Source organism: Pseudomonas sp. GW821-FHT01D09, assembly GCF_059422465.1.
Genome location: NZ_JBWKWY010000007.1, coordinates 83,385 through 101,249 on the forward strand (window position 1 = coordinate 83,385; position 17,865 = coordinate 101,249).

At 61.2% G+C, this 17,865-nt stretch carries 19 protein-coding genes; 6 read left to right on the plus strand and 13 right to left on the minus strand.

The features are described from left to right. Nucleotides 1-125: 125 nt before the first annotated feature. A complete protein-coding gene (locus tag AC07W7_RS10185) occupies nucleotides 126-1,304 on the minus strand; it encodes an MFS transporter (protein WP_076963053.1) in 1,179 nt (392 codons plus the stop codon). Between the two features lie 212 nt (nucleotides 1,305-1,516). Here AC07W7_RS10185 and AC07W7_RS10190 point away from each other — a divergent pair, with 212 nt between their 5' ends. After that, nucleotides 1,517-2,053: a TetR/AcrR family transcriptional regulator gene (locus AC07W7_RS10190; RefSeq protein ID WP_232243963.1), complete on the plus strand. Its 537-nt coding sequence runs from the start codon at nucleotides 1,517-1,519 to the stop codon at nucleotides 2,051-2,053. Nucleotides 2,054-2,148: 95 nt separating this feature from the next. Here the strand turns inward: AC07W7_RS10190 and AC07W7_RS10195 are convergent, their stop codons facing one another. From AC07W7_RS10195 to AC07W7_RS10225, 7 genes are all read right to left on the minus strand, one after another. After that, nucleotides 2,149-3,117, minus strand: a complete 969-nt coding sequence (locus AC07W7_RS10195) for a bifunctional GNAT family N-acetyltransferase/nucleoside diphosphate kinase regulator (protein ID WP_495039238.1) — start codon at nucleotides 3,115-3,117, stop codon at nucleotides 2,149-2,151. 139 nt (nucleotides 3,118-3,256) lie between these two features. After that, on the minus strand, nucleotides 3,257-4,189 hold the full coding sequence (locus AC07W7_RS10200; protein ID WP_169866710.1) for a phosphatidate cytidylyltransferase: 933 nt from the start codon (nucleotides 4,187-4,189) through the stop codon (nucleotides 3,257-3,259). 1 nt (nucleotide 4,190) lies between these two features. Continuing rightward, nucleotides 4,191-4,811 carry a lysophospholipid acyltransferase family protein gene (locus tag AC07W7_RS10205; RefSeq protein WP_495039239.1) on the minus strand — a complete coding sequence of 207 codons (621 nt, stop codon included), beginning with the start codon at nucleotides 4,809-4,811 and terminating at the stop codon, nucleotides 4,191-4,193. Nucleotides 4,812-4,820: 9 nt separating this feature from the next. Next, nucleotides 4,821-5,264, minus strand: a complete 444-nt coding sequence (locus tag AC07W7_RS10210; RefSeq protein ID WP_076963057.1) for a hypothetical protein — start codon at nucleotides 5,262-5,264, stop codon at nucleotides 4,821-4,823. Next, nucleotides 5,254-6,552 (minus strand): phosphatase PAP2/dual specificity phosphatase family protein, encoded by a 1,299-nt coding sequence (locus tag AC07W7_RS10215; protein WP_495039240.1) that lies wholly within the window; start codon nucleotides 6,550-6,552, stop codon nucleotides 5,254-5,256. Before AC07W7_RS10215 ends, AC07W7_RS10210 begins: the two co-directional genes overlap by 11 nt. A gap of 2 nt (nucleotides 6,553-6,554) precedes the next feature. Next, the gene (locus AC07W7_RS10220) at nucleotides 6,555-8,309 is read right to left on the minus strand and encodes a bifunctional alpha/beta hydrolase/class I SAM-dependent methyltransferase (protein ID WP_495039241.1); all 1,755 of its coding nucleotides are present in this window, start codon (nucleotides 8,307-8,309) and stop codon (nucleotides 6,555-6,557) included. Between the two features lie 10 nt (nucleotides 8,310-8,319). Further along, the gene (locus AC07W7_RS10225; RefSeq protein WP_169897445.1) at nucleotides 8,320-8,943 is read right to left on the minus strand and encodes a CDP-alcohol phosphatidyltransferase family protein; all 624 of its coding nucleotides are present in this window, start codon (nucleotides 8,941-8,943) and stop codon (nucleotides 8,320-8,322) included. Nucleotides 8,944-9,159: 216 nt separating this feature from the next. On the opposite strand from AC07W7_RS10225, the gene bufA2 reads away from it, so the two are divergent. The 4 genes from bufA2 (at nucleotide 9,160) to cfaB (ending at nucleotide 12,365) form a co-directional block, all read left to right on the plus strand. Next, nucleotides 9,160-9,414 carry a BufA2 family periplasmic bufferin-type metallophore gene (gene bufA2, locus AC07W7_RS10230; RefSeq protein ID WP_076963061.1) on the plus strand — a complete coding sequence of 85 codons (255 nt, stop codon included), beginning with the start codon at nucleotides 9,160-9,162 and terminating at the stop codon, nucleotides 9,412-9,414. A gap of 62 nt (nucleotides 9,415-9,476) precedes the next feature. Continuing rightward, entirely contained in the window at nucleotides 9,477-10,322 is an 846-nt protein-coding gene (gene bufB / locus AC07W7_RS10235; RefSeq protein ID WP_495039242.1) for an MNIO family bufferin maturase, read from the plus strand. Further along, nucleotides 10,313-11,095 carry an HvfC/BufC family peptide modification chaperone gene (locus AC07W7_RS10240; RefSeq protein ID WP_495039243.1) on the plus strand — a complete coding sequence of 261 codons (783 nt, stop codon included), beginning with the start codon at nucleotides 10,313-10,315 and terminating at the stop codon, nucleotides 11,093-11,095. Before bufB ends, AC07W7_RS10240 begins: the two co-directional genes overlap by 10 nt. Before the next feature lie 85 nt (nucleotides 11,096-11,180). Further along, nucleotides 11,181-12,365 carry a C17 cyclopropane fatty acid synthase CfaB gene (gene cfaB, locus AC07W7_RS10245; protein WP_076963064.1) on the plus strand — a complete coding sequence of 395 codons (1,185 nt, stop codon included), beginning with the start codon at nucleotides 11,181-11,183 and terminating at the stop codon, nucleotides 12,363-12,365. A gap of 147 nt (nucleotides 12,366-12,512) precedes the next feature. Here the strand turns inward: cfaB and cls are convergent, their stop codons facing one another. Then, complete coding sequence (cls, locus tag AC07W7_RS10250; protein WP_495039244.1) at nucleotides 12,513-13,952, minus strand: cardiolipin synthase; 1,440 nt, start codon at nucleotides 13,950-13,952, stop codon at nucleotides 12,513-12,515. Nucleotides 13,953-14,082: 130 nt separating this feature from the next. Between cls and AC07W7_RS10255 the strand changes: the two genes are divergently transcribed. Then, nucleotides 14,083-14,604, plus strand: a complete 522-nt coding sequence (locus AC07W7_RS10255) for a DUF3617 domain-containing protein (protein ID WP_076963066.1) — start codon at nucleotides 14,083-14,085, stop codon at nucleotides 14,602-14,604. A gap of 14 nt (nucleotides 14,605-14,618) precedes the next feature. On the opposite strand, the gene AC07W7_RS10260 is transcribed toward AC07W7_RS10255, so the two are convergent. From AC07W7_RS10260 to folE2, 4 genes are read right to left on the minus strand one after another with little or no spacing between them, the layout of a single operon-like run. After that, a complete protein-coding gene (locus AC07W7_RS10260) occupies nucleotides 14,619-15,956 on the minus strand; it encodes a dihydroorotase (RefSeq protein WP_099170873.1) in 1,338 nt (445 codons plus the stop codon). Between the two features lie 2 nt (nucleotides 15,957-15,958). Further along, complete coding sequence (locus tag AC07W7_RS10265) at nucleotides 15,959-16,519, minus strand: gamma carbonic anhydrase family protein (protein ID WP_076963068.1); 561 nt, start codon at nucleotides 16,517-16,519, stop codon at nucleotides 15,959-15,961. Then, nucleotides 16,516-16,941 (minus strand): phosphoribosyl-AMP cyclohydrolase, encoded by a 426-nt coding sequence (gene hisI, locus AC07W7_RS10270; RefSeq protein WP_169866716.1) that lies wholly within the window; start codon nucleotides 16,939-16,941, stop codon nucleotides 16,516-16,518. The genes AC07W7_RS10265 and hisI overlap by 4 nt, the downstream gene beginning before the upstream one ends. Then, nucleotides 16,938-17,843, minus strand: coding sequence for a GTP cyclohydrolase FolE2 (folE2, locus tag AC07W7_RS10275; protein ID WP_495039245.1), 906 nt, complete (start codon nucleotides 17,841-17,843; stop codon nucleotides 16,938-16,940). Before folE2 ends, hisI begins: the two co-directional genes overlap by 4 nt. Between the last annotated feature and the right edge of the window lie 22 nt (nucleotides 17,844-17,865).

Consider the following 17,865-nt stretch of genomic DNA (forward strand, 5'->3'; position numbering starts at 1 on the left):
AGTATCAGAAAGTTTGTAGCGCCAACGACACGACCGACCAATGCTGCAACAGACACTTGTCGCTCCCTATATTTATTGCCTTATCGAACCGACAACTTGACGGGTTCCAGTCAATGACTCTTTTATCAATGTCCGATATTGACAGTAACCGTCGATACACCTGGCTTTTTGTCATCCGACAGGACGAAAAGCAGCAGCGCAACCACCGCGGCCACCAGGCTCAGTGCAGCCCCTACCCAACCGAGCAGAGACAACCCGCCACTCTTTATCACCAGCCCCCCGGCCACGGCCCCTAGACCGATCCCCACATTGCAAGCCGATACATTCAGGGAGGCCGCGAAGGCCGGCGCTTGTGGCGCGGACTTCATGACCCTTACTTGCCCGACGATAAACAGGGCCGCCTGGGCAACGCCCCACACCACCAGGCTGGCCATCAGCATCCAGGCGTCATGGATGACCAGCGTCAATGAACTCAAGCCGACCGCCATCATCAGGGCAAACACCAGCGTCGCGCCCAACGGGCTATGGTCCACGAACTTGCCTCCCAGCCAGTTGCCAATCAGCCCCACCAGGCCAAACCCCATGAGCGTCCAGCCGACAAGCGCACCATTGAAGCCGGCGAGGCGTTCGAGAATGTCGGCCAGATAGGTGTAGGTGGTGAACATCGCGGTAAAAACCAGCAGCGACAGCAGCAGATGCCCAAGCACCGAGGGACTGCGCAACACCCGGACCTGCTGACGCATCGACAGGACGGCATGCCCCTCCATGCGCGGCAGCAACAGCAACAGAATGGCCTTGGCGAAGGACATCACTGCCAGGATCGCGAACGCAGTCCGCCAACCCCAGGCATCCGAGATCAAGGTGCCGAGAGGTATACCCAGCACAGTGGCCGCTACCACACCAAAAAACACCCACGATACGGCCCTTCCCGCCTTTGCTGGCCCGGCCAGTTGGGCTGCCGCTTCACTGGCCATGGCCCAGAACACCGGCAACGCCAGGGCCGGGAAAAAACGCGCGAGCGCCATGACCCAAAGGTTATTGGCTGACGCGGCTACTGCATTCGACACCGCAAAGATCAGCAGGCAACCGACGAATAATCGCTTGCGTTCGACATGGCTCAAGGCAGCGGTGAGGAAAGGACCAAAAATGGCGACGGAAAAAGCGAAAAGGCTTACCAGCAACCCAGCCTGGGAAATGCTGATCCCCAGGTCCCGTGCCATCGGCGGAAGCAGGCCGATGATCAGGAATTCGGTGGTGACAATGGTAAAGGCTGCCGAGGCGAGCAATGAAATGGGTAGCAACACGATAATACCCTCGATGGAATCCAGTGCCCTCTGGAGCGGTTAGCGCAAGGCGGGGCATCGCCGATTTACGTAGTGATCGCTATGCTAATTGAAAAAAGATCGGCGTCAAGTATATTTGTATCGATCGATATTTATATATTTAGAGGGTGCTACTGATGGCTATACGCGGAAGACCTCGGACCTTTGACAGGGAGAAGGCCCTGGCCTTGGCCATGGAGGTTTTTTGGGAGTACGGCTACGACGGCGCATCCCTGACACTGCTGACCGGCGCCATGGGCATCAGCACTCCCAGCTTGTACTCGGCATTTGGCAACAAGGAAGTTCTGTTTCGCGAGGCGCTGGCGCATTACCTGTTCTTGCATGGCCCGGACCACCAGGGCTCCCTGGGCAACGCCGCCACCGCCCGGGAAGGCATAGCCGGGTTATTGCGTGAAACGGTGGACATGCTTTGTACCCACCAGCAATCCCGTGGCTGCCTGATTGTGCTGGCAGCCTTGTCCGGAAACCCGGAGAGCAAGGCCGTACGAGATGCCCTGTGCCAGCAGCGCAAGGAGTCCGTCCGGTTGTTTCGACAGCGCCTGGAACAAGGGGCAATTGATGGCGAATTGCCGGTCGAGCGGATCGAAGAGTTGGCGGTGTTCTATTCCACTGTCCTGTTTGGCCTGAGCATCCAGGCTCGAGACCAGGTTCCCCGGGAACAACTGTATTCGGTGGTCGATACTGCGATGCGCGCCTGGCCGCAGGAATAGCCGTTGTGCCAGTCGCCCCAGACGGTCCGCATCAGGCACAGAAAACGAGGTACCGTCCTTTGGGGGCACCTCGCGCCTGATGGACGAACACTGAGCTACAGGTGGAAATCGCCCGCAGCCTCCGGCTGGTAAAGCACTTTCCTGATCTCAATCCGACGGGTCCGATCAGAAATCCGCCAGTCGATGGCGTCCCCTTCCTGATAGCCGAGGATGGCGGCGCCGATGTCGGAATACACGGAATGCTTCCCTGCATTGCTGTCGGCGTCTTCAGGGTAGACCAAGGCCACTTCGATCTCTTCTTCGTCCAGCTGCAGCAAGGTCCTGGAGTTCATCGTGACGACATTGCACGCCACCTGCTGCGGCTTGACGACAATGGCCCGCTCAAGCTCATGTTCGAGGTCAATAACGGCTGGGCCTTGCTCGAGCGCGATCAGGCTCTCGAGCCTGGCCTTGTCGATTTCAGTGATGTAGATCCTGGTGGAGTCGCCAAAGGCGCCTTCGCGCAAGAACTGGAGGTAGCGCCCCGCCGTCATGGAAAATGATTTCAATGTCGGCGTTTCGCTCTCAAGCACAAAGCCGCTGCGCAGAAAAGCTTTCAGCGAGCGCGCGTTGTCCGGGTGGATCTTGGCGATGAGCTTCTTGGCCCGCATGTCGAGGAACGCCAGTTTCATGCCTTCGCGGATCGTGCGGGCGCCAAGGTTGCGGTCCCATTTGTCGCTGTCTCCGATGACCAGGACGATCTCGCAATCTGAGCCGGTCTTGATTAGACGGACAAAGCCCACCGGGGCGTCATGCCGGTCATAGGCCATGAAGAATCGCCCGCCCCGGTTGAATAGATGGGTCAGGATCGGCAATTGAGTCCGATCGATGGCTTGCTCGATGGAGCGGGAGACATGACGCGAATCGCTCAGATAGCAGGTGACGCGCTCATCCTCCAACCAATCCATTAGCGTCAGCGCGTGCGCCCGAGTAATTTCAGGGCACAGCGAAATGAAAGGCTTGTTCATCTTCAGCACACTTATTTGTAGTCGAAAAGGATGGAAGCCTGTCATGGCTATGGCCATGACGGTTCTTTCGGCAACCGGCTATGTTAAGACATAACGCGGGTAATGCCGAACAGCCTGGAACAGATGGCGCCTGACATTACGTTTTCGTGAGCAAGCCCGCACATTCGATCGCCGTTAGCCTTTAGACAGGTGTGACTCAAGTCCACCAATACCGCACCAAATGAAAGAAAATCGGCGCCGCAAAACACACCGAATCCAGCCGATCCAGCATCCCGCCGTGTCCTTCGATCATATGTCCCCAGTCCTTCACGCCTCGGTCGCGCTTGATCGCCGACATCACAATTCCGCCGGCAAAACCCAGCAGGTTGATCAGCAGTGCAATCAGGAAGGACTGCCAGGGGGTGAACGGGGTGGTCCACCACAGCGCTGCGCCGATCAGGGAGGACAGCAGGATCCCGCCGACAAAGCCTTCGACGGTTTTCGACGGTGACAGGTTGGGCGCGATCTTGTGTTTGCCGAACAGTTTGCCGCACACGTACTGCAATACATCCGAGAGCTGCACCACGATCACCAGGTAGGCGATCAGCAGCAGGTTGCGGCCCTCGTAGCCGACGATGTCGAGGGTCAGCAGGGCGGGGACGAAGGACACGCAGAACACCGCGATCATCAGCCCCCACTGCACTTTCGACGCCCGTTCCAGGAAGTGTGTGCTGTCGCCGCCCAGCGAGGCCAGGATGGGCAGCAGCAGGAACACGTAGACCGGGATAAAGATCGAGAACAGGCCGTACCAGTCGAAATAGATCAGCAGGTATTGCAGGGGCAGCGCCAGGTAGAACGCGGCGACCAGCGCCGGGTAGTCGCTGCGGCGAGTGGGTGTGAGGGTGAGGAATTCGCGCAGGGCGTAGAACGATACGGCGTAGAACAGCAGGATTACCGCGCCGGTGCCGAGCCAGAAGGCGATGCCGATCATCACCACCATCACCCACCAGGCATTGATGCGGGCGTTGAGGTTGTCGATCACCGCGTTGGGTGTGCCACGGGTGCGCAGCTTGAGGATCAGGCCGATCAACGAGGCGAGCACCAGGATCAGGCCGATGCCGCCGAACAACATCAGGGTTTGGCTATCCATGTCAGGAATGCTCCGGGGCGAGGGCGAGCAGGGCGTCGCGGCTGCGGGCGAGAAACAGGGTTTTGTCTTCACCGTCTGCAAGCTGCAGCGGTGCGCCAAAACTGGTGGTGCACAACAGCGGCAGCGGCAGCACACGGCCCTTGGGCATCACACGGTTGAGGTTGGCGATCCACACCGGGATCAGTTGTGCCTGTGGATAACTTTTTGCCAGGTGATACAGGCCACTCTTGAAAGGCAACAGGCCATCTTCCAGGTTGCGCGTGCCTTCGGGGAATATGATCAGCGAGTCGCCGTGCTCCAGGGCTTCGAGCATCGGTTGCAACGGGTTATCCACAGGGTCTTTGCGTTCGCGGTCGATCAGCACGCCGTTGAACACCCGGTTGATGATGTAGCGGCGCAGTGCACTCTTGTTCCAGTAGTCGGTGCCGGCCACCGGGCGCGTGGCTTTGCGCAGGTTTTGCGGCAACGACGCCCACAGCAGCACGAAGTCGCCGTGGCTGCTGTGGTTGGCAAAATAGATGCGCTGCACGGGTTCCGGGGCGCAGCCCAGCCACAGGCTGCGGGCGCCGGTTACTGTGCGGGCCATGGAGGTAATCAGGGTCGCGACCAGGGGTTCGAGCATGAGGATTCCTTATCCGGCGAAGGGCAGCCACGGGCTGGCCAGGATGACGGCCAATGTCAGTAACACTTGCGCGCCCAGCAGGTAAGCCTGTTTGCGCAATAACTTGAGGGCGCCACGCCGGCGTTCGGTCCAGGGCCGGCTGGGGCGGTTGGCGGGTTGCAGGCCCAGGGTCTGTAGGGTCTGGTCCAGCTCGCCGGTACGTTCTATGTCCTTGGCCATCAGCGCAAACAGATCGGCGTCGAAGGCCACCCGTAGTGCCCAGTACTTTTGCAGCAGTCCGAGGATAATCATCCACAGGCTCAGCAGCAGGCAGATCGGCGTGATGCTGACCATCAACCATTGCGCCAGGCCAAACAGCACCCCGAGCAGGGTCAGGCCTGTGGATAACTGATCCAGGGAGCGGCCTCGGCGTAGCAGGCTGGCGACCACCTGGAGTTGCATATCAGCGGGCATAAGGCAGTGCTCCCAAGGCTTGACGATGATTGGCGTGCAGGACCACATCCGGTCGTGCTGTACGAATAATAGCCAGCGCTTCATCCACTGTGCTGGCGCGCCCGCTGTGCAGCAGCCAGGCCGCCACGGCGCTGGCGCTGCGGGAGTAGCCAAGGGCGCAGCACACCAGCAACGGTCCGTGTTCGCGCAAGCGCTCAATGGCTTGGGCCGCTTCCAGGCACTGCGCAGGTGTAGGGGCGGTCAGGTCGAGGACGGGCAGGGCATGGTATGCGCGGCCCTGTGGATAAACAGGCAGTTCGGCACACAGATCGACCACGGCACTGAATGAATTCAGCTGCGCTGGCGTCGGAATCCGCCCCAGCCACACGTTATCCACAACCCAGTCTGGCTGCGGATGCTTGCGCGTCCATAGCCGCGAGTTGAGCCACGCCGCCGCGAGATAAGGCGCATACAGCCAGCGTGCTGCCGGGCTGAGGCGGCCATCGGCGTGTTTCTGAAAGCCTGCGGCGCCCAGCAGCCAATAGTTGAGTGCCACCAGCAACACCGCGACGGCAGGCCACAGCAGCCATAACCAGGCGCCGCCCCCGGTAAAGGCGGCTATCGCCAGCCCCAGGGCGCCCAGTGCGTAACGCAGCCCCAGGTGCCAGCGTTTCGGGTCTTTGGCCAGCCGCGCATTCAGCAGCGGGCTTGGATGATCCACCGGCCAGAGCCACACACACAGCCAGCCGGCCAGGGCACCTGTGGGTAAGTCGATAAAGTGATGCTGGTAAGTGGTCAGCACCGAGATACCAATCAGCGCAAACCAGCCATGCACCAGCCAGCGCCACAGGCCTTGGCTATGCCGCTGGTACATGACCCACAGGATCACCAGCAAAGCGATATGCAGCGACGGCGCCTGGTTGAACGGTTTGTCGAACCCCGCCAGCACCGCGAACAGCCAGCCGAACACGCCGTCCATTTCCGGGCGTTCAAAGGTGAAGCGCAACGGCCAGAGCAGGAAGCAGCTCACGGCAATCACCTGGGCACTGAGCAGGCGCAGGGCATGTTGCTTGAGCTCATGGCGGCTGATGGGCAGCAACAGGGAGAAACCGTAGAGCAGGTCGATCGACCAATAGGGCACGATGGTCCAGGCCCAGAACGGCATATGGGTTTCCCAGCCGAACACCAACGTGCCGACATCGCTGCGTTGGCTGGTGACCCAGGTGGCAAAGCCGTAGGTGCTGAAAAACAGCGGCGCCAACAGCAGCAGCCACAGCAACGCGGGTTTGAAGAGGCCCGGTTCGCGCATGGTCAGATCTTCTGCGCCAGCGATACGCTGAAAATGCCCCACTCATCCACACGCTGGGTGATCTTGCGAAAGCCCGCCGCTGCCACCAGTTGATCCATTTCCGCCTGGCTGCGACGGCGCATCACCCAGGCCTGGCCCTGGCGATGGCTGGTCAGGGCACGGGCGATCAGTTCCAGTTGCGGGTGCCACGGTTGGCCGGTGTACACCAGGTAGCCACCGGGCTCCACGGCTTCGGCCAGGCCAGCGAGGGAACCTGCGACCATGGCGTTGTCGGCAAACAGCTCATACAGCCCGGACACCACCGCCAGCGTCGGCTTGGGCGCCAGTGCCGCCAGGTCGGCCCGGTCGAAGGCATCGCCTTTGACGAACTGCGCAATATCCCCCAGGCCTTTCTCGCGAATCAGCGCGCCACCGTCGTGCACGTTGATATCGCTGTAGTCGCGCAACAGGATCGATTCCGGCAGTGGGGAAACGCCCTGCAAGGCTTCCAGAATGTACCGACCGTGCCCTGCGGCGATGTCGACGATACGCACCTCGCGCCCGTCGTCCCGCAGCTGGGTCATGGCCAGGCGCAGCAACTCTTCGGCATGCAGCTTGCGCTGGCGGATCCCGCGCCAGCCAATGGAGTTCAGGTAGTTGGTATCGATCATCCGCCCTAGCGCGCCCTTGCCGGTGGGGGTATTGCGGTACACGTAGTCCAGGGTGCTGCCCGAGTCGAAACCGGTGTCGAAGCCCAGCTTCACCCCCTCGGACAATTGGCGGCCCAGGCCCATGCTGGCGCGGGTCATGCGCCAGTACAGGTCGCGCAACGAGTTGCGCGGCAGCGGCGCGGCGAGGGCTTCGGATTCGGCGCAGGTCGCGCCGAGCTTGTCGGCATCCAGCAGGCTGGCGCGGTCCAGCGGGTGGGCAAAGTTTTGCAGGATAAAACGCCTGGCGCTGGCCAACGCCACGGCGCGCTCACGTTCGCCGAGGGTGTCGTGGAAAAAGCCGGGGAGGATGTGCAGTTCCTTTTTCAGGCTGCCAAGGCGCTCGAAGAACTGTTGCTGGGGTTTGCGATGCACCACAAAGTCCGAGCCGGAGATCAGCAGTTGGGTCGGCACCTGGATGGCCTGGGCATCGGCGACTACGCGGTCGGCCGCTTCGTACAGGCCCAGCAGCACATTCACCGAGATCGCCTTGGTGATCAGCGGGTCAGTGTCATAGGACGCGACACGCTCGGGGTCATGGCTGAGGAACTTGGCCTTGACGTAGCTGTTGACGAAAAAGTTGCCGCGAAAGCGCCGCATCAACGCCAGGCCCGGGCGGGCGAAGGGCACGTAGAGCTTGACCTTGAAGGCCGGGGAGGCAAGCACCAGGGCGCGGATGTTCGGCGCGTAGTCATGGACCCAGGTGGCGGCGATCACCGCGCCGACGCTTTGGGCGATGACGGCGAGGTTGTCTGGCGCGATGCCATAGGCGCTGCCGATATGGTCGCAGAAGGTCTGCACATCCCGCGCGCTGGTGGCAAAGCTTGGGCTGTCGCCACGCTCGCCGGGGGACTGGCCGTGGCCACGGGCGTCCCAGGCGAAGAAATCGAAGTGCGGCAGGTCCAGTTCATCCACCAGGTGTGCAATGCGCCCGGAATGCTCGTGGCCCCGATGGAACAGCAGGATCGCCTGGCGTGGCTCGGGCCCGGTGGCGGTGGTCGCGGGCCAATGCCGATAGAAAAGCTCTACGCCATCATGGGTGCTGAAGGTGTGCTGTTGCTGTTCGCGCATCGCAAGATCCTTATGCCGTCGGGGAGATGTCGGGTTGTTCTTTAAGGCCCTGGCGCACTCGATTGACCAGGGTATAGGCGAGCAGTGCAGCCACCAGCCACATCACCCCATCGACCCAGCCTGCGCCGAACCAGCCCAGGGCCACGCCGGTGGCCAGCACACCGAGGACAAATGCACGATCACTCTTGCCCATGGGGCCGTCATAACGCCGCGAGGCACCGACCATGGGCCCGAGCACGCCGGCGTATTCGCTGAACACCGCCAGCAGCGTCACCAGCAACACCGGCGCCAGGCTGGCCCCGGGGATCAGCGCAAACGGCAGGATCAGCGCACTGTCGGCGATCACATCGCACAGTTCATTGAGGTAGGCGCCCAGGCGTGATTGCTGGCCGAACTCCCGGGCGAGCATGCCGTCGATGGCATTGAGGGCCATGCGCAGGATCATCCACAACGGGATCAATACGAACACCCAGGCGTACTGGGCGAAACCCGCGACCAGCAGGCCCACCAGCAACGACACGACCCCGGCCAGCACGGTGATCTGGTTGGCGGTGGTGCCGTTGTCATACAGACGCTGCACCAGGGGCCGCAGCAGGTTTTGAAAACGCGGTTTGAGCTGATAGATCGAAATCATGAGAGTGACGCTTCCTTGTCCGTGATCCCGCGAAAAATCTGCTGTGAGTGTGACGATAAATCGCGGTGGGCACTAGTGATGGTTCCTACAAGGACTCAGGAAACCACGAAAATTCTCACAGCGTTGTAACGCCTCTCAGGCACCTCACTCTAGTGCTGTGTCGGGACTGAACAAACCGTTCAGCCGACCCCCTACAGACCCATGAGGAATACCACAATGAATATCAAGAATGCCGTTTCCGGTGCTGCCCTGGCCATTGCTGCCGCCACGATGTTTGCCGGTGTCGCGACCCAGGTCCAGGCGGCCGATGAAGCGAACGTGCATTGCTATGGCGTGACCTCCTGCAAAGGCATGAACGACTGCAAGACCGCCGAAAACGCCTGTAAAGGCCAGGCTGTCTGCAAGGGCCATGGCTTCAAGGCCATGACCAAGGCCGCCTGCGATGCGGCGGGTGGCAAAGTCGGCGAATAACCGCGAATACGTGATCCCGCAGCGGTGTGCACGTCGCTGCGGACACTTTCCAGGAGTTCGTCATGTCGCTATCGGTTCCTTGCCTGGGCTACGGCCTGGGATTACGCAGCACTTACTATCAACAGATTATCGAGCAGTCGCCGGATGTGGACTGGTTTGAAATCGTCTCCGAGAATTATCTGGTGCCGGGCGGCAAGGCCCTGTACTACCTGGACGCCATCGCCGAGCGTTATCCGTTGGTGATGCATGGGGTGTCCCTGTCGATCGGCGGGCCCCATGCCCTCGATAGGGATTACCTCAAGCAACTCAAGCAATTGGCCGACCGGGTCAAGCCGGCGTGGGTGTCCGATCACCTGTGCTGGAGCCGTGGCAACGCCCATCAACTGCATGACTTGTTGCCGCTGCCCTATACCGGGGAAAGCCTGCGCCACGTCGCGTCCCGTGTGCGGCAGGTACAAGATGTGTTGCAGCGGCCATTGGTGCTGGAAAACGTCTCCAGTTATGTGCGATCCAAGGACGATGAATTCACCGAGTGGGAATTCCTCAGCGCCTTGAGCCACCTCAGCGGTTGCGAGCTGCTGTTGGACGTCAACAACGTGTATGTCAGCTCGCGTAACCATGGCTTCGACCCCTGGACCTTTATTCGCAACCTGCCGCCGCAGAGCATCCGCCAACTGCATTTGGCCGGGCATATGGACTACGGCGACTACGTGGTCGATACCCATGACCATCCGGTGTGCGATCCGGTGTGGCAACTGTTTCAACAGACCCTGGAGCACCTGGGGCCGGTGGCCACTTTGCTGGAGCGCGATGACCACTTCCCGCCGTTCGCCGAGTTGCTCGATGAGCTGGGCAAAGCCCGTGAGTTGGGGGCTGGCGCCTTGGCCCGGAGGTCGCTATGCGCCTGATCGACTGGCAGCTGGCATTTGAACGGCATCTCTTGGCAGAGGCTGGCAACTGTGGTTTTGCCAGCACCTTGATCGGTGGCCCGACCCTGGGTGTCGAGACGGGCCTGGCGATCTATCACAACGCCTATCGGGCCCGTTTGCTGGAAGTGATGCAGGGGGATTTCCCGGCCGTGTGGCATTGGCTGGGGGATGATGAATTTGCCGGGTTGGTGGCGGCCTATGTGCAGCGCTATCCATCGACGCATTTCAGCTTGCGCTGGCTGGGGCAACGGTTTGCAGGCTTTATCGACGAGCATCTGGTCGCCGAGCAAAGTGCGCCCCTGGCCGAGCTGGCGCGCCTGGAATGGGCCTTTACCCTGGCGTTTGATGCGCCTGCGGGCCAACCCCTGAGCCTGCTGGACATGGCCCGGCTGGCGCCCGAGGCCTGGCCATTGTTGCAGGTTGAGTGGGTGCCGGCAGTGCAGCAGGTGTTGTGTCGCTTCAACAGCCTGCAGATTTGGCGTGCGGTCAAGGCACAGGCTGGGTTTCCCGGCAGCCAGCCGTTGCCGCTGGCCGAGGTGTGCCTGATCTGGCGTGACCAGCAGGTGTGCCGCTACCGCAGCCTGGAGCCCGCCGAGGCATATGCCCTGGCCGGGATGGTCGACAAGGGGTGGACGTTTTCAGAACTGTGCGCCGAATTGGCAGTCACTTATCAAGAGGGCGCGCCGCTGCAAGCTGTTACCTGGTTGAAACAGTGGGTTCAGGACGGTTTGCTGCAATGTCGGGCACCATAGAATGGGGCTATTAAATCGATAGCCTGCTACTTTTTTATGGATGGTCTACCCTCATTTCAGACGTCTGAAACGAGGGGGACTACTCATGTTTGCGCAACTTCCACCGGCCTTACAGAATCTTCAGCTTCCGCTGCGTCTGCGACTCTGGGATGGCCATGAATTCAACCTGGGCCCGGAGCCCAGCGTCACCATCGTGGTCAAGGACCCGGTGATGGTGACGCAACTGAGCCATCCTACGCTCGACTCCCTGGGGTCTGCCTTCGTGGAAGGCAAACTGGAGCTGGAAGGCTCCATCAGTGATGTTATCCGGGTGTGTGACGAATTGAGCCATGCCCTGGTCGAGGAGGCTGAGCACACCGGGGCGGTGCGCTCGATCCACGACAAGGCCACGGACGCCGCCGCGATTTCCTACCACTACGACCTGTCGAACGAGTTCTACCAGCTCTGGCTGGACCGTGACATGGCCTATTCCTGCGGTTACTTCGAGACCGGCAGCGAATCCCTCGACCAGGCCCAACAAGACAAATTCCGCCACCTGTGCCGCAAGCTGCGCCTGCAGCCTGGGGAGTATCTGCTGGATGTCGGTTGCGGCTGGGGCGGGTTGGCGCGTTATGCGGCGCGTGAGTTCGGGGTCAAGGTGTTCGGCATCACCCTGAGCAAGGAACAACTGGCATTGGCCAGGGAGCGGGTGCTCGCCGAGGGCCTGGAAGACCGGGTGGAGCTGGCGTTGCTCGACTACCGCGACCTGCCACAGGACGGGCGGTTCGACAAAGTGGTCAGCGTCGGTATGTTTGAACATGTCGGCCACGCCAACCTGGCGCAGTACTGCCAGACCCTGTTTAGCGCCGTGCGTGAAGGTGGCCTGGTGCTCAACCATGGCATCACGGCCAAACATACCGATGGCCGCCCGGTGGGGCGTGGTGCCGGGGACTTTATCGAGCGTTACGTGTTCCCCAATGGCGAGCTGCCGCACCTGGTGATGATCAGCGCCGAAATCAGCGAAGTCGGCCTGGAAGTGGTCGACGTGGAAAGCCTGCGCCTGCATTACGCACGCACCCTGGACCACTGGAGCGAGCGCCTGGAAGACAACCTGGAGGCGGCGGCAAACATGGTCCCGGCCCAGGCGTTACGTATCTGGCGCCTGTACCTGGCGGGTTGCGCATATGCGTTTGCCCGGGGCTGGATCAACCTGCACCAGATCCTGGCGGTCAAGCCCCATGCCGATGGCAGCCATGAGTTGCCGTGGACGCGGGAAGATCTCTATCGCTGAGATCTTTGGCTACGTTGAAATACTAAATGTGTGAGCTGAGCTTGTGTGGGAGCTGGCTTGCCTGCGATGCAGACACCGCGTTTTTTCAGTTACAACGCAGTGATGCAATCGCAGGCAAGCCAGCTCCCACATTTGGTTCGGTGCAATTTATAAGATGGGGGAAATCAACCGCGCCACGCGCATCCCCAGTTGCTGCAGGCGGCGAGTCTGCTGGCTTTCTTCCTGGCTGGTTTCGTGGGCCTGGGCGAAGTCGTCCAGCAGCATATGTTCCACTTCGCTGGCGAAGGCTTTATCGACGGTCAGCAACATCACTTCAAAGTTGAGGCGGAACGAACGGTTGTCCAGGTTCGCACTGCCGATGGCGCTGATTTCGCGGTCTACCAGCACCACTTTCTGATGCAAGAACCCCGGCTTGTAGCGGAATACCCGCACGCCGGCGCGCACCGCCTCAATCGCGTACAGGCTGGAGGCGGCGTAGACAATGCGGTGGTCGGGGCGTGACGGCAGCAGCAGGCGCACGTCCACGCCGCGCAACACCGCCAGGCGCAGTGCGGCGAATACGGCTTCGTCAGGGATGAAATACGGGCTGGTGATCCACACCCGCTCAGTCGCCGCATGAATGGCTTCGACGAAAAACAGCGAGCAGGTCTCATAGGGGTCCGCCGGACCGCTGGCCAGCAATTGGCAGAGTACGCCGTCATCGGCATAGGTGTCGGGCAGGATCAGCGGCGGCAGTTCACGCGCGGCCCAGAACCAGTCTTCGGCAAACGACTCCTGCAGGCACGCCACCACCGGGCCGCTGACTTGCACATGGGTGTCGCGCCAGGGGGCCAGCGGTGGTTTCTTGCCCATGTATTCGTCGCCGACGTTATGCCCGCCGACAAACCCGGTCAGGCCATCGACCACGACAATCTTGCGGTGATTGCGGAAATTTACCTGGAAACGATTGAACCAGCCGCTGCGGGTGGCAAACGCCTTGATCTGCACCCCGGCGTCACGCAGCGATTGCACATAACCGTGGGGCAGGGAATGGCTGCCGATGCGGTCATACAGCACATAGATGGCAACACCCTCGGCGGCCTTGGCCTTGAGCAGGCTGTGCAGCTGGCGCCCCAGTTGATCGTCATGAATGATGAAAAACTGCACCAGCACCGCAGTCTTGGCAGCGCGGATGGCGTCGAAAATGGCGCTGAAGGTGGCGTTGCCATTGACCAGTAAACGCACCTGGTTATTGGCCAGGCACGGCATGCGTCCCAGCTTGGGCATGGCGCGCAGCGAGGCATAGGCGTGGGAGTTGCGCGCGGCCAGGGCTTCTTCGACCCAGGGGCGCCAGTTCAATTCGGTGATGGCCTTGTGCATTTCCTGGTTGGCCTGGCGCCGGGCCTGGATATAGGCATCGAAGCTGCTGCGGCCAAAGATCAGGTAGGGGATCAGCGTCAGGTACGGCATGAACATCAGCGACAGTGCCCAGGCAATCGAGCCTTGGGCGGTACGCACGGTCAGCACCGCGTGCAGGGCGGCCAGGGAGCCGAGAAAATGCAGGGTGGCGATAAAGTAGCCAAGCAAATGCGGGCCGAAGAAATCCATGGACAACGATACTCCTGACGATCCAATGCGTAACAGACCATGTTCGACGGCGATTGTCGCTATTTTATTGAGCATGCAACGCCGAGCGCTTTGCGACGTCTAACGCCGACAATTACCCAGGAGTTACCCGATGAATGCTCGTCTGCTTGGTTTGGCCATGGTTGTAGGGTTGACGCTGCCTGTGGCAGCGCAGGCGCAGATGTTGGCGCCGGGCTTGTGGGAATTGACCACCAGCAATATGAAAGTCGATAACCAGAACCTGCCGGACTTGTCGTTGATCCTCGGCCAACTGAAACAACAGATGACCCCGGAACAGCGCGCGATGCTGGAAAAACAGGGCATCACCATGGCCGGCAAAGGTGTGCAGGTCTGCCTGACGCCGGCCCAGGTAGCCTCCGATACCATCCCGCTGACCGACCCGCAATCGGGTTGCAAGCAAGAGGTCACCGACAAGACTGGCAACCAGTGGAAATTCCGCTTCAGTTGCCCGAAAGCCCAGGGCACGGGCGTGGCCACATTCCAGAGCCAGAAGGCATTCACCACCACGGTCAACGGTACTTTCAATGCCACCGGCGTGCAGCAGAACGGCAGCCTCGACACCCAGGCACAGTGGCTGGGTAACGACTGCGGCACGGTCAAGCCCCGCGCCTGAACGGCTCCTGGGTTTTAGCGCAGAAAATGCAGGGGCAGCCCCTGGCAACTGTCAATGACCTGCCCCTGGTGCCAGGCCACATGGCCTGACACCAGGGTAGTGCTGACGCTATGGCGAAAGCTGCGCCCGGCAAAGGGTGTCCAGCCGCAGCGGGCGAGGATCGGCTGGCTGCTCACCGGCTTGCCTGCGGGCTCGGGCTTGATCAGTACCAGGTCGGCCCAGTAGCCCTCGCGTAGATAACCCCGGTCAGGAATGGCGAACAGGTCGGCGACGCGATGACTGGTTTTCGCCACCAGGGTGGTCAGGGGCAACAGGCCGTCAGCCACCAACTCCAGCAATGCCGGTAGCGCATGTTGCACCAGGGGCAATCCCGCAGGCGCTTCGCGGTACGCCCGTTGTTTTTGCTCCCAGGTATGAGGCGCATGGTCGGTGCCGATCACATCCAGGCGATCGCTCAGCAGTGCCAGGCGCAGGGCATTGCGGTCGGCGCGGGTCTTGATCGCCGGGTTGCATTTGATCTGGTGCCCGAGGCGGGCGTAGTCGCGGTCATCGAACAGCAGGTGATGCACGCACACTTCTGCAGTGATGCGTTTTTCTGCCAGCGGTTTGTCTTCAAACAGTGGCAGTTCCCGGGCGCTGGTCAGGTGCAACACATGCAGGCGCGTACCGTGGCGGCGCGCCAATTCCACGGCCAGGGACGAGGAGCGATAGCAGGCTTCGGCGTCGCGAATCAGTGGGTGGGCGACGGCGGGGATTGCCTCGCCAAACCGGTTTCGCAAACGTTGCTCATTGGCCTGGATGCTCGGCGTGTGTTCGCAATGGGCCAGGAGAATGGTCGGCACCTCGGCAAACAGGCGCTCTAGAACCCTTGGATCATCCACCAGCATATTGCCGGTGGAGGCGCCCATGAAGACTTTGACCCCGGCGACCTGCCGCGGATCAAGGGCGGCCACGGTGTCGAGGTTGTCGTTGCTGACGCCAAAGTGAAACCCATAATTGGCCACCGAGTGCAGCGCGGCGCGGCGTTTCTTGTCGGCCAGGGCTTCCAGGGTCAGGGTCGCCGGTTGGGTATTGGGCATGTCCATGAAACTGGTGATGCCACCGGCCACCGCGGCGCGGGACTCGCTGTAGAAACTGCCTTTATCCGATGCCCCCGGTTCGCGGAAATGCACCTGGTCGTCGATCATGCCCGGCAGCAACCATTGGCCTTGGGCATCGATCTCGCTCTCGGCCGTTTGCCCCTGGAGACTACTGGCGATGTTTTCGATACGGCCGTTGGCGACCAGCACGTCGGCGTCGAATTCCCGGCCCTCATTCACCAGGCGTGCGTTGCGGATCAGCAGGCGGCTCATGTTCAGAACTCGTTTTGCAGGGCTTTGTAGCCACGCACCAGGTCGACATTGGTGCGCGCCACGTCTTCGGAAAACTCCGACGCGCTGACGCTGACGGGCGGGAACTGCGACAGGTCGGTATTGGGCCCGATACGGGTGGTGGACGGCACGTAGAAGGCGGCCGGCAAGTCACGGCCATCGACCACCGAGTTGTGCCGCACCACGCAGCCATCGCCGACCACGCAGTTGAACAGCACGCTGTTGAAGCCGATAAACACCCGGTCGCCGACGGTGCACGGGCCGTGGACAATCGAGCGATGGGCGATGGAGGTGAATTCGCCGATGGTCACCGCCGCCCCGGATTTGGAGTGGATCACCACGCCGTCCTGGATATTGGAGTTGGCGCCGATGGTGATCGGGTCCATGGCGCCGTCGGCGTTGACTTCGTCGGCGCGGATCACCGCATAGGGGCCGACAAATACGTTCTCGCCGATGATCACCTTGCCGCAGATGATCGCGGTTTTATCCACGTAGGCCGATTCGGCAATCACCGGCAGATCGCCGGAAGGGTTCTTGCGGATCATGCAGCAGGTTCCTTGAGGGGCGCGGTGAGGATATGCACTTGGTCGTCTTCGATGGCGTTGTAAAAGCAGGTGGGGCGGCCGGTATGGCAGGCCGGGCCTTGTTGGTCGACGATCAGCAAGATGGCATCGCCGTCGCAGTCCAGGCGTGCTTCGATCAATTGCTGCCAGTGGCCGGAGCTTTCGCCTTTGCGCCACAACTGCTGGCGTGAGCGTGACCAGTAGCAGACCTGGCCGCTGGCGAGGGTTTCGTCGAGGGCCCGGCGGTTCATCCAGGCCAGCATCAACACCTCGCCGCTGCCGTGTTGCTGGGCAATGGCGGCGATCAGTCCGTCACGGTTCCACGGCAAGGCCTCCAGTACCGGGGCCAGGGGAAAGCGGCTGCCCACGGCGGCGGCTTCCAGGTCGAGCATTGTCAGCTTCATGATGTGCCCAAGGCCGCCCTCGTCCAACGGCTTTCGGCCACCGCGTCATGGGCGTGCAGGCTTTCGGCGTGGATGACCTTCAGGTGAAAGGCTTGCACCGTATCCAAACGTTTTAGCGCCAGATTCAGGCGGCGAGCGGCGTCCTCGCAGAACATCAGGTTTTGGCCATTGGCCAAGGCGAAGGCTTGTTCATCGGCGCGTTTTACGGCGGTCTGTACGGCGGTGCCGAGGGCTGCTTCAGCCTGGTCAATCACGTCAGTCAGGGGCAAGGCTTGAACGCCGGGTTGCAGATGGACCTGCAACAGCGCACTGCTGCGTTGGCTGTGGGGGGTGGCGACGATGCCGTTGGGGCTGCCCAGCCAGGCCAATACCTCTTCGTGTTGAAATGAGGTGTTGGCGAAATCATCGACAAATTGCTGTTGAATCAACTGCCTGGCGAGGGCGGCTGAGCACGGACAGGTTGAGGAGTAGCTCACGTCAATTTTTAGTTCCACGTGGAACATCTGTTTTTCCAGACGCGCTTCGATGGTCACTGGGTAGGTCTTCCAGCCTGATAGTGGGCTGACCAATGCCGGGCGTTTAAGCAGCAAGTCGCTATGAATCCGCAGGTAGGCGCTGCTCGATAACCCTTCGTGGCTATCGAGGAATTGCTGCAACACCTGGCGTAACAGCGCCGGCCGCAGGTCTTGTTGCTCAAGCATTGCCAGCGCCAGGTACAGGCGCGACATATGAATGCCGCGCGCCTCGCCGTCATCCAGGCTCACGCCCGCATCGGCCTTGGCGCTCAAGCGTTGGCCGTCGATCAGGATAGGAAGGGCAATGCCGCACATGCCCACCCAGTCGAGAGGCAAGGCTTGGCGAGAAGCCTGCGCGGCGATATCCGGCAGAGTCAGCGCATTCATGAGCAGGTCCGTCGTTGAAAAT

Excerpts from the sequence above, each read along its gene's own strand:
- AC07W7_RS10190 (WP_232243963.1), top strand. The coding sequence starts at position 1,517 with ATGGAGGTTTTTTGGGAGTACGGCTACGACGGCGCATCCCTGACACTG.
- cfaB (WP_076963064.1), top strand. The coding sequence starts at position 11,181 with ATGTTTGCGCAACTTCCACCGGCCTTACAGAATCTTCAGCTTCCGCTG.
- bufB (WP_495039242.1), top strand. The coding sequence starts at position 9,477 with ATGTCGCTATCGGTTCCTTGCCTGGGCTACGGCCTGGGATTACGCAGC.
- AC07W7_RS10195 (WP_495039238.1), bottom strand. The coding sequence starts at position 3,117 with ATGGCCATAGCCATGACAGGCTTCCATCCTTTTCGACTACAAATAAGT.
- AC07W7_RS10220 (WP_495039241.1), bottom strand. The coding sequence starts at position 8,309 with ATGCGCGAACAGCAACAGCACACCTTCAGCACCCATGATGGCGTAGAG.
- AC07W7_RS10225 (WP_169897445.1), bottom strand. The coding sequence starts at position 8,943 with ATGATTTCGATCTATCAGCTCAAACCGCGTTTTCAAAACCTGCTGCGG.
- AC07W7_RS10215 (WP_495039240.1), bottom strand. The coding sequence starts at position 6,552 with ATGCGCGAACCGGGCCTCTTCAAACCCGCGTTGCTGTGGCTGCTGCTG.
- AC07W7_RS10200 (WP_169866710.1), bottom strand. The coding sequence starts at position 4,189 with ATGGATAGCCAAACCCTGATGTTGTTCGGCGGCATCGGCCTGATCCTG.
- AC07W7_RS10255 (WP_076963066.1), top strand. The coding sequence starts at position 14,083 with ATGAATGCTCGTCTGCTTGGTTTGGCCATGGTTGTAGGGTTGACGCTG.
- AC07W7_RS10265 (WP_076963068.1), bottom strand. The coding sequence starts at position 16,519 with ATGATCCGCAAGAACCCTTCCGGCGATCTGCCGGTGATTGCCGAATCG.
- AC07W7_RS10240 (WP_495039243.1), top strand. The coding sequence starts at position 10,313 with ATGCGCCTGATCGACTGGCAGCTGGCATTTGAACGGCATCTCTTGGCA.
- AC07W7_RS10205 (WP_495039239.1), bottom strand. The coding sequence starts at position 4,811 with ATGCTCGAACCCCTGGTCGCGACCCTGATTACCTCCATGGCCCGCACA.
- folE2 (WP_495039245.1), bottom strand. The coding sequence starts at position 17,843 with ATGAATGCGCTGACTCTGCCGGATATCGCCGCGCAGGCTTCTCGCCAA.
- AC07W7_RS10210 (WP_076963057.1), bottom strand. The coding sequence starts at position 5,264 with ATGCCCGCTGATATGCAACTCCAGGTGGTCGCCAGCCTGCTACGCCGA.
- cls (WP_495039244.1), bottom strand. The coding sequence starts at position 13,952 with ATGGATTTCTTCGGCCCGCATTTGCTTGGCTACTTTATCGCCACCCTG.
- AC07W7_RS10260 (WP_099170873.1), bottom strand. The coding sequence starts at position 15,956 with ATGAGCCGCCTGCTGATCCGCAACGCACGCCTGGTGAATGAGGGCCGG.
- hisI (WP_169866716.1), bottom strand. The coding sequence starts at position 16,941 with ATGAAGCTGACAATGCTCGACCTGGAAGCCGCCGCCGTGGGCAGCCGC.
- bufA2 (WP_076963061.1), top strand. The coding sequence starts at position 9,160 with ATGAATATCAAGAATGCCGTTTCCGGTGCTGCCCTGGCCATTGCTGCC.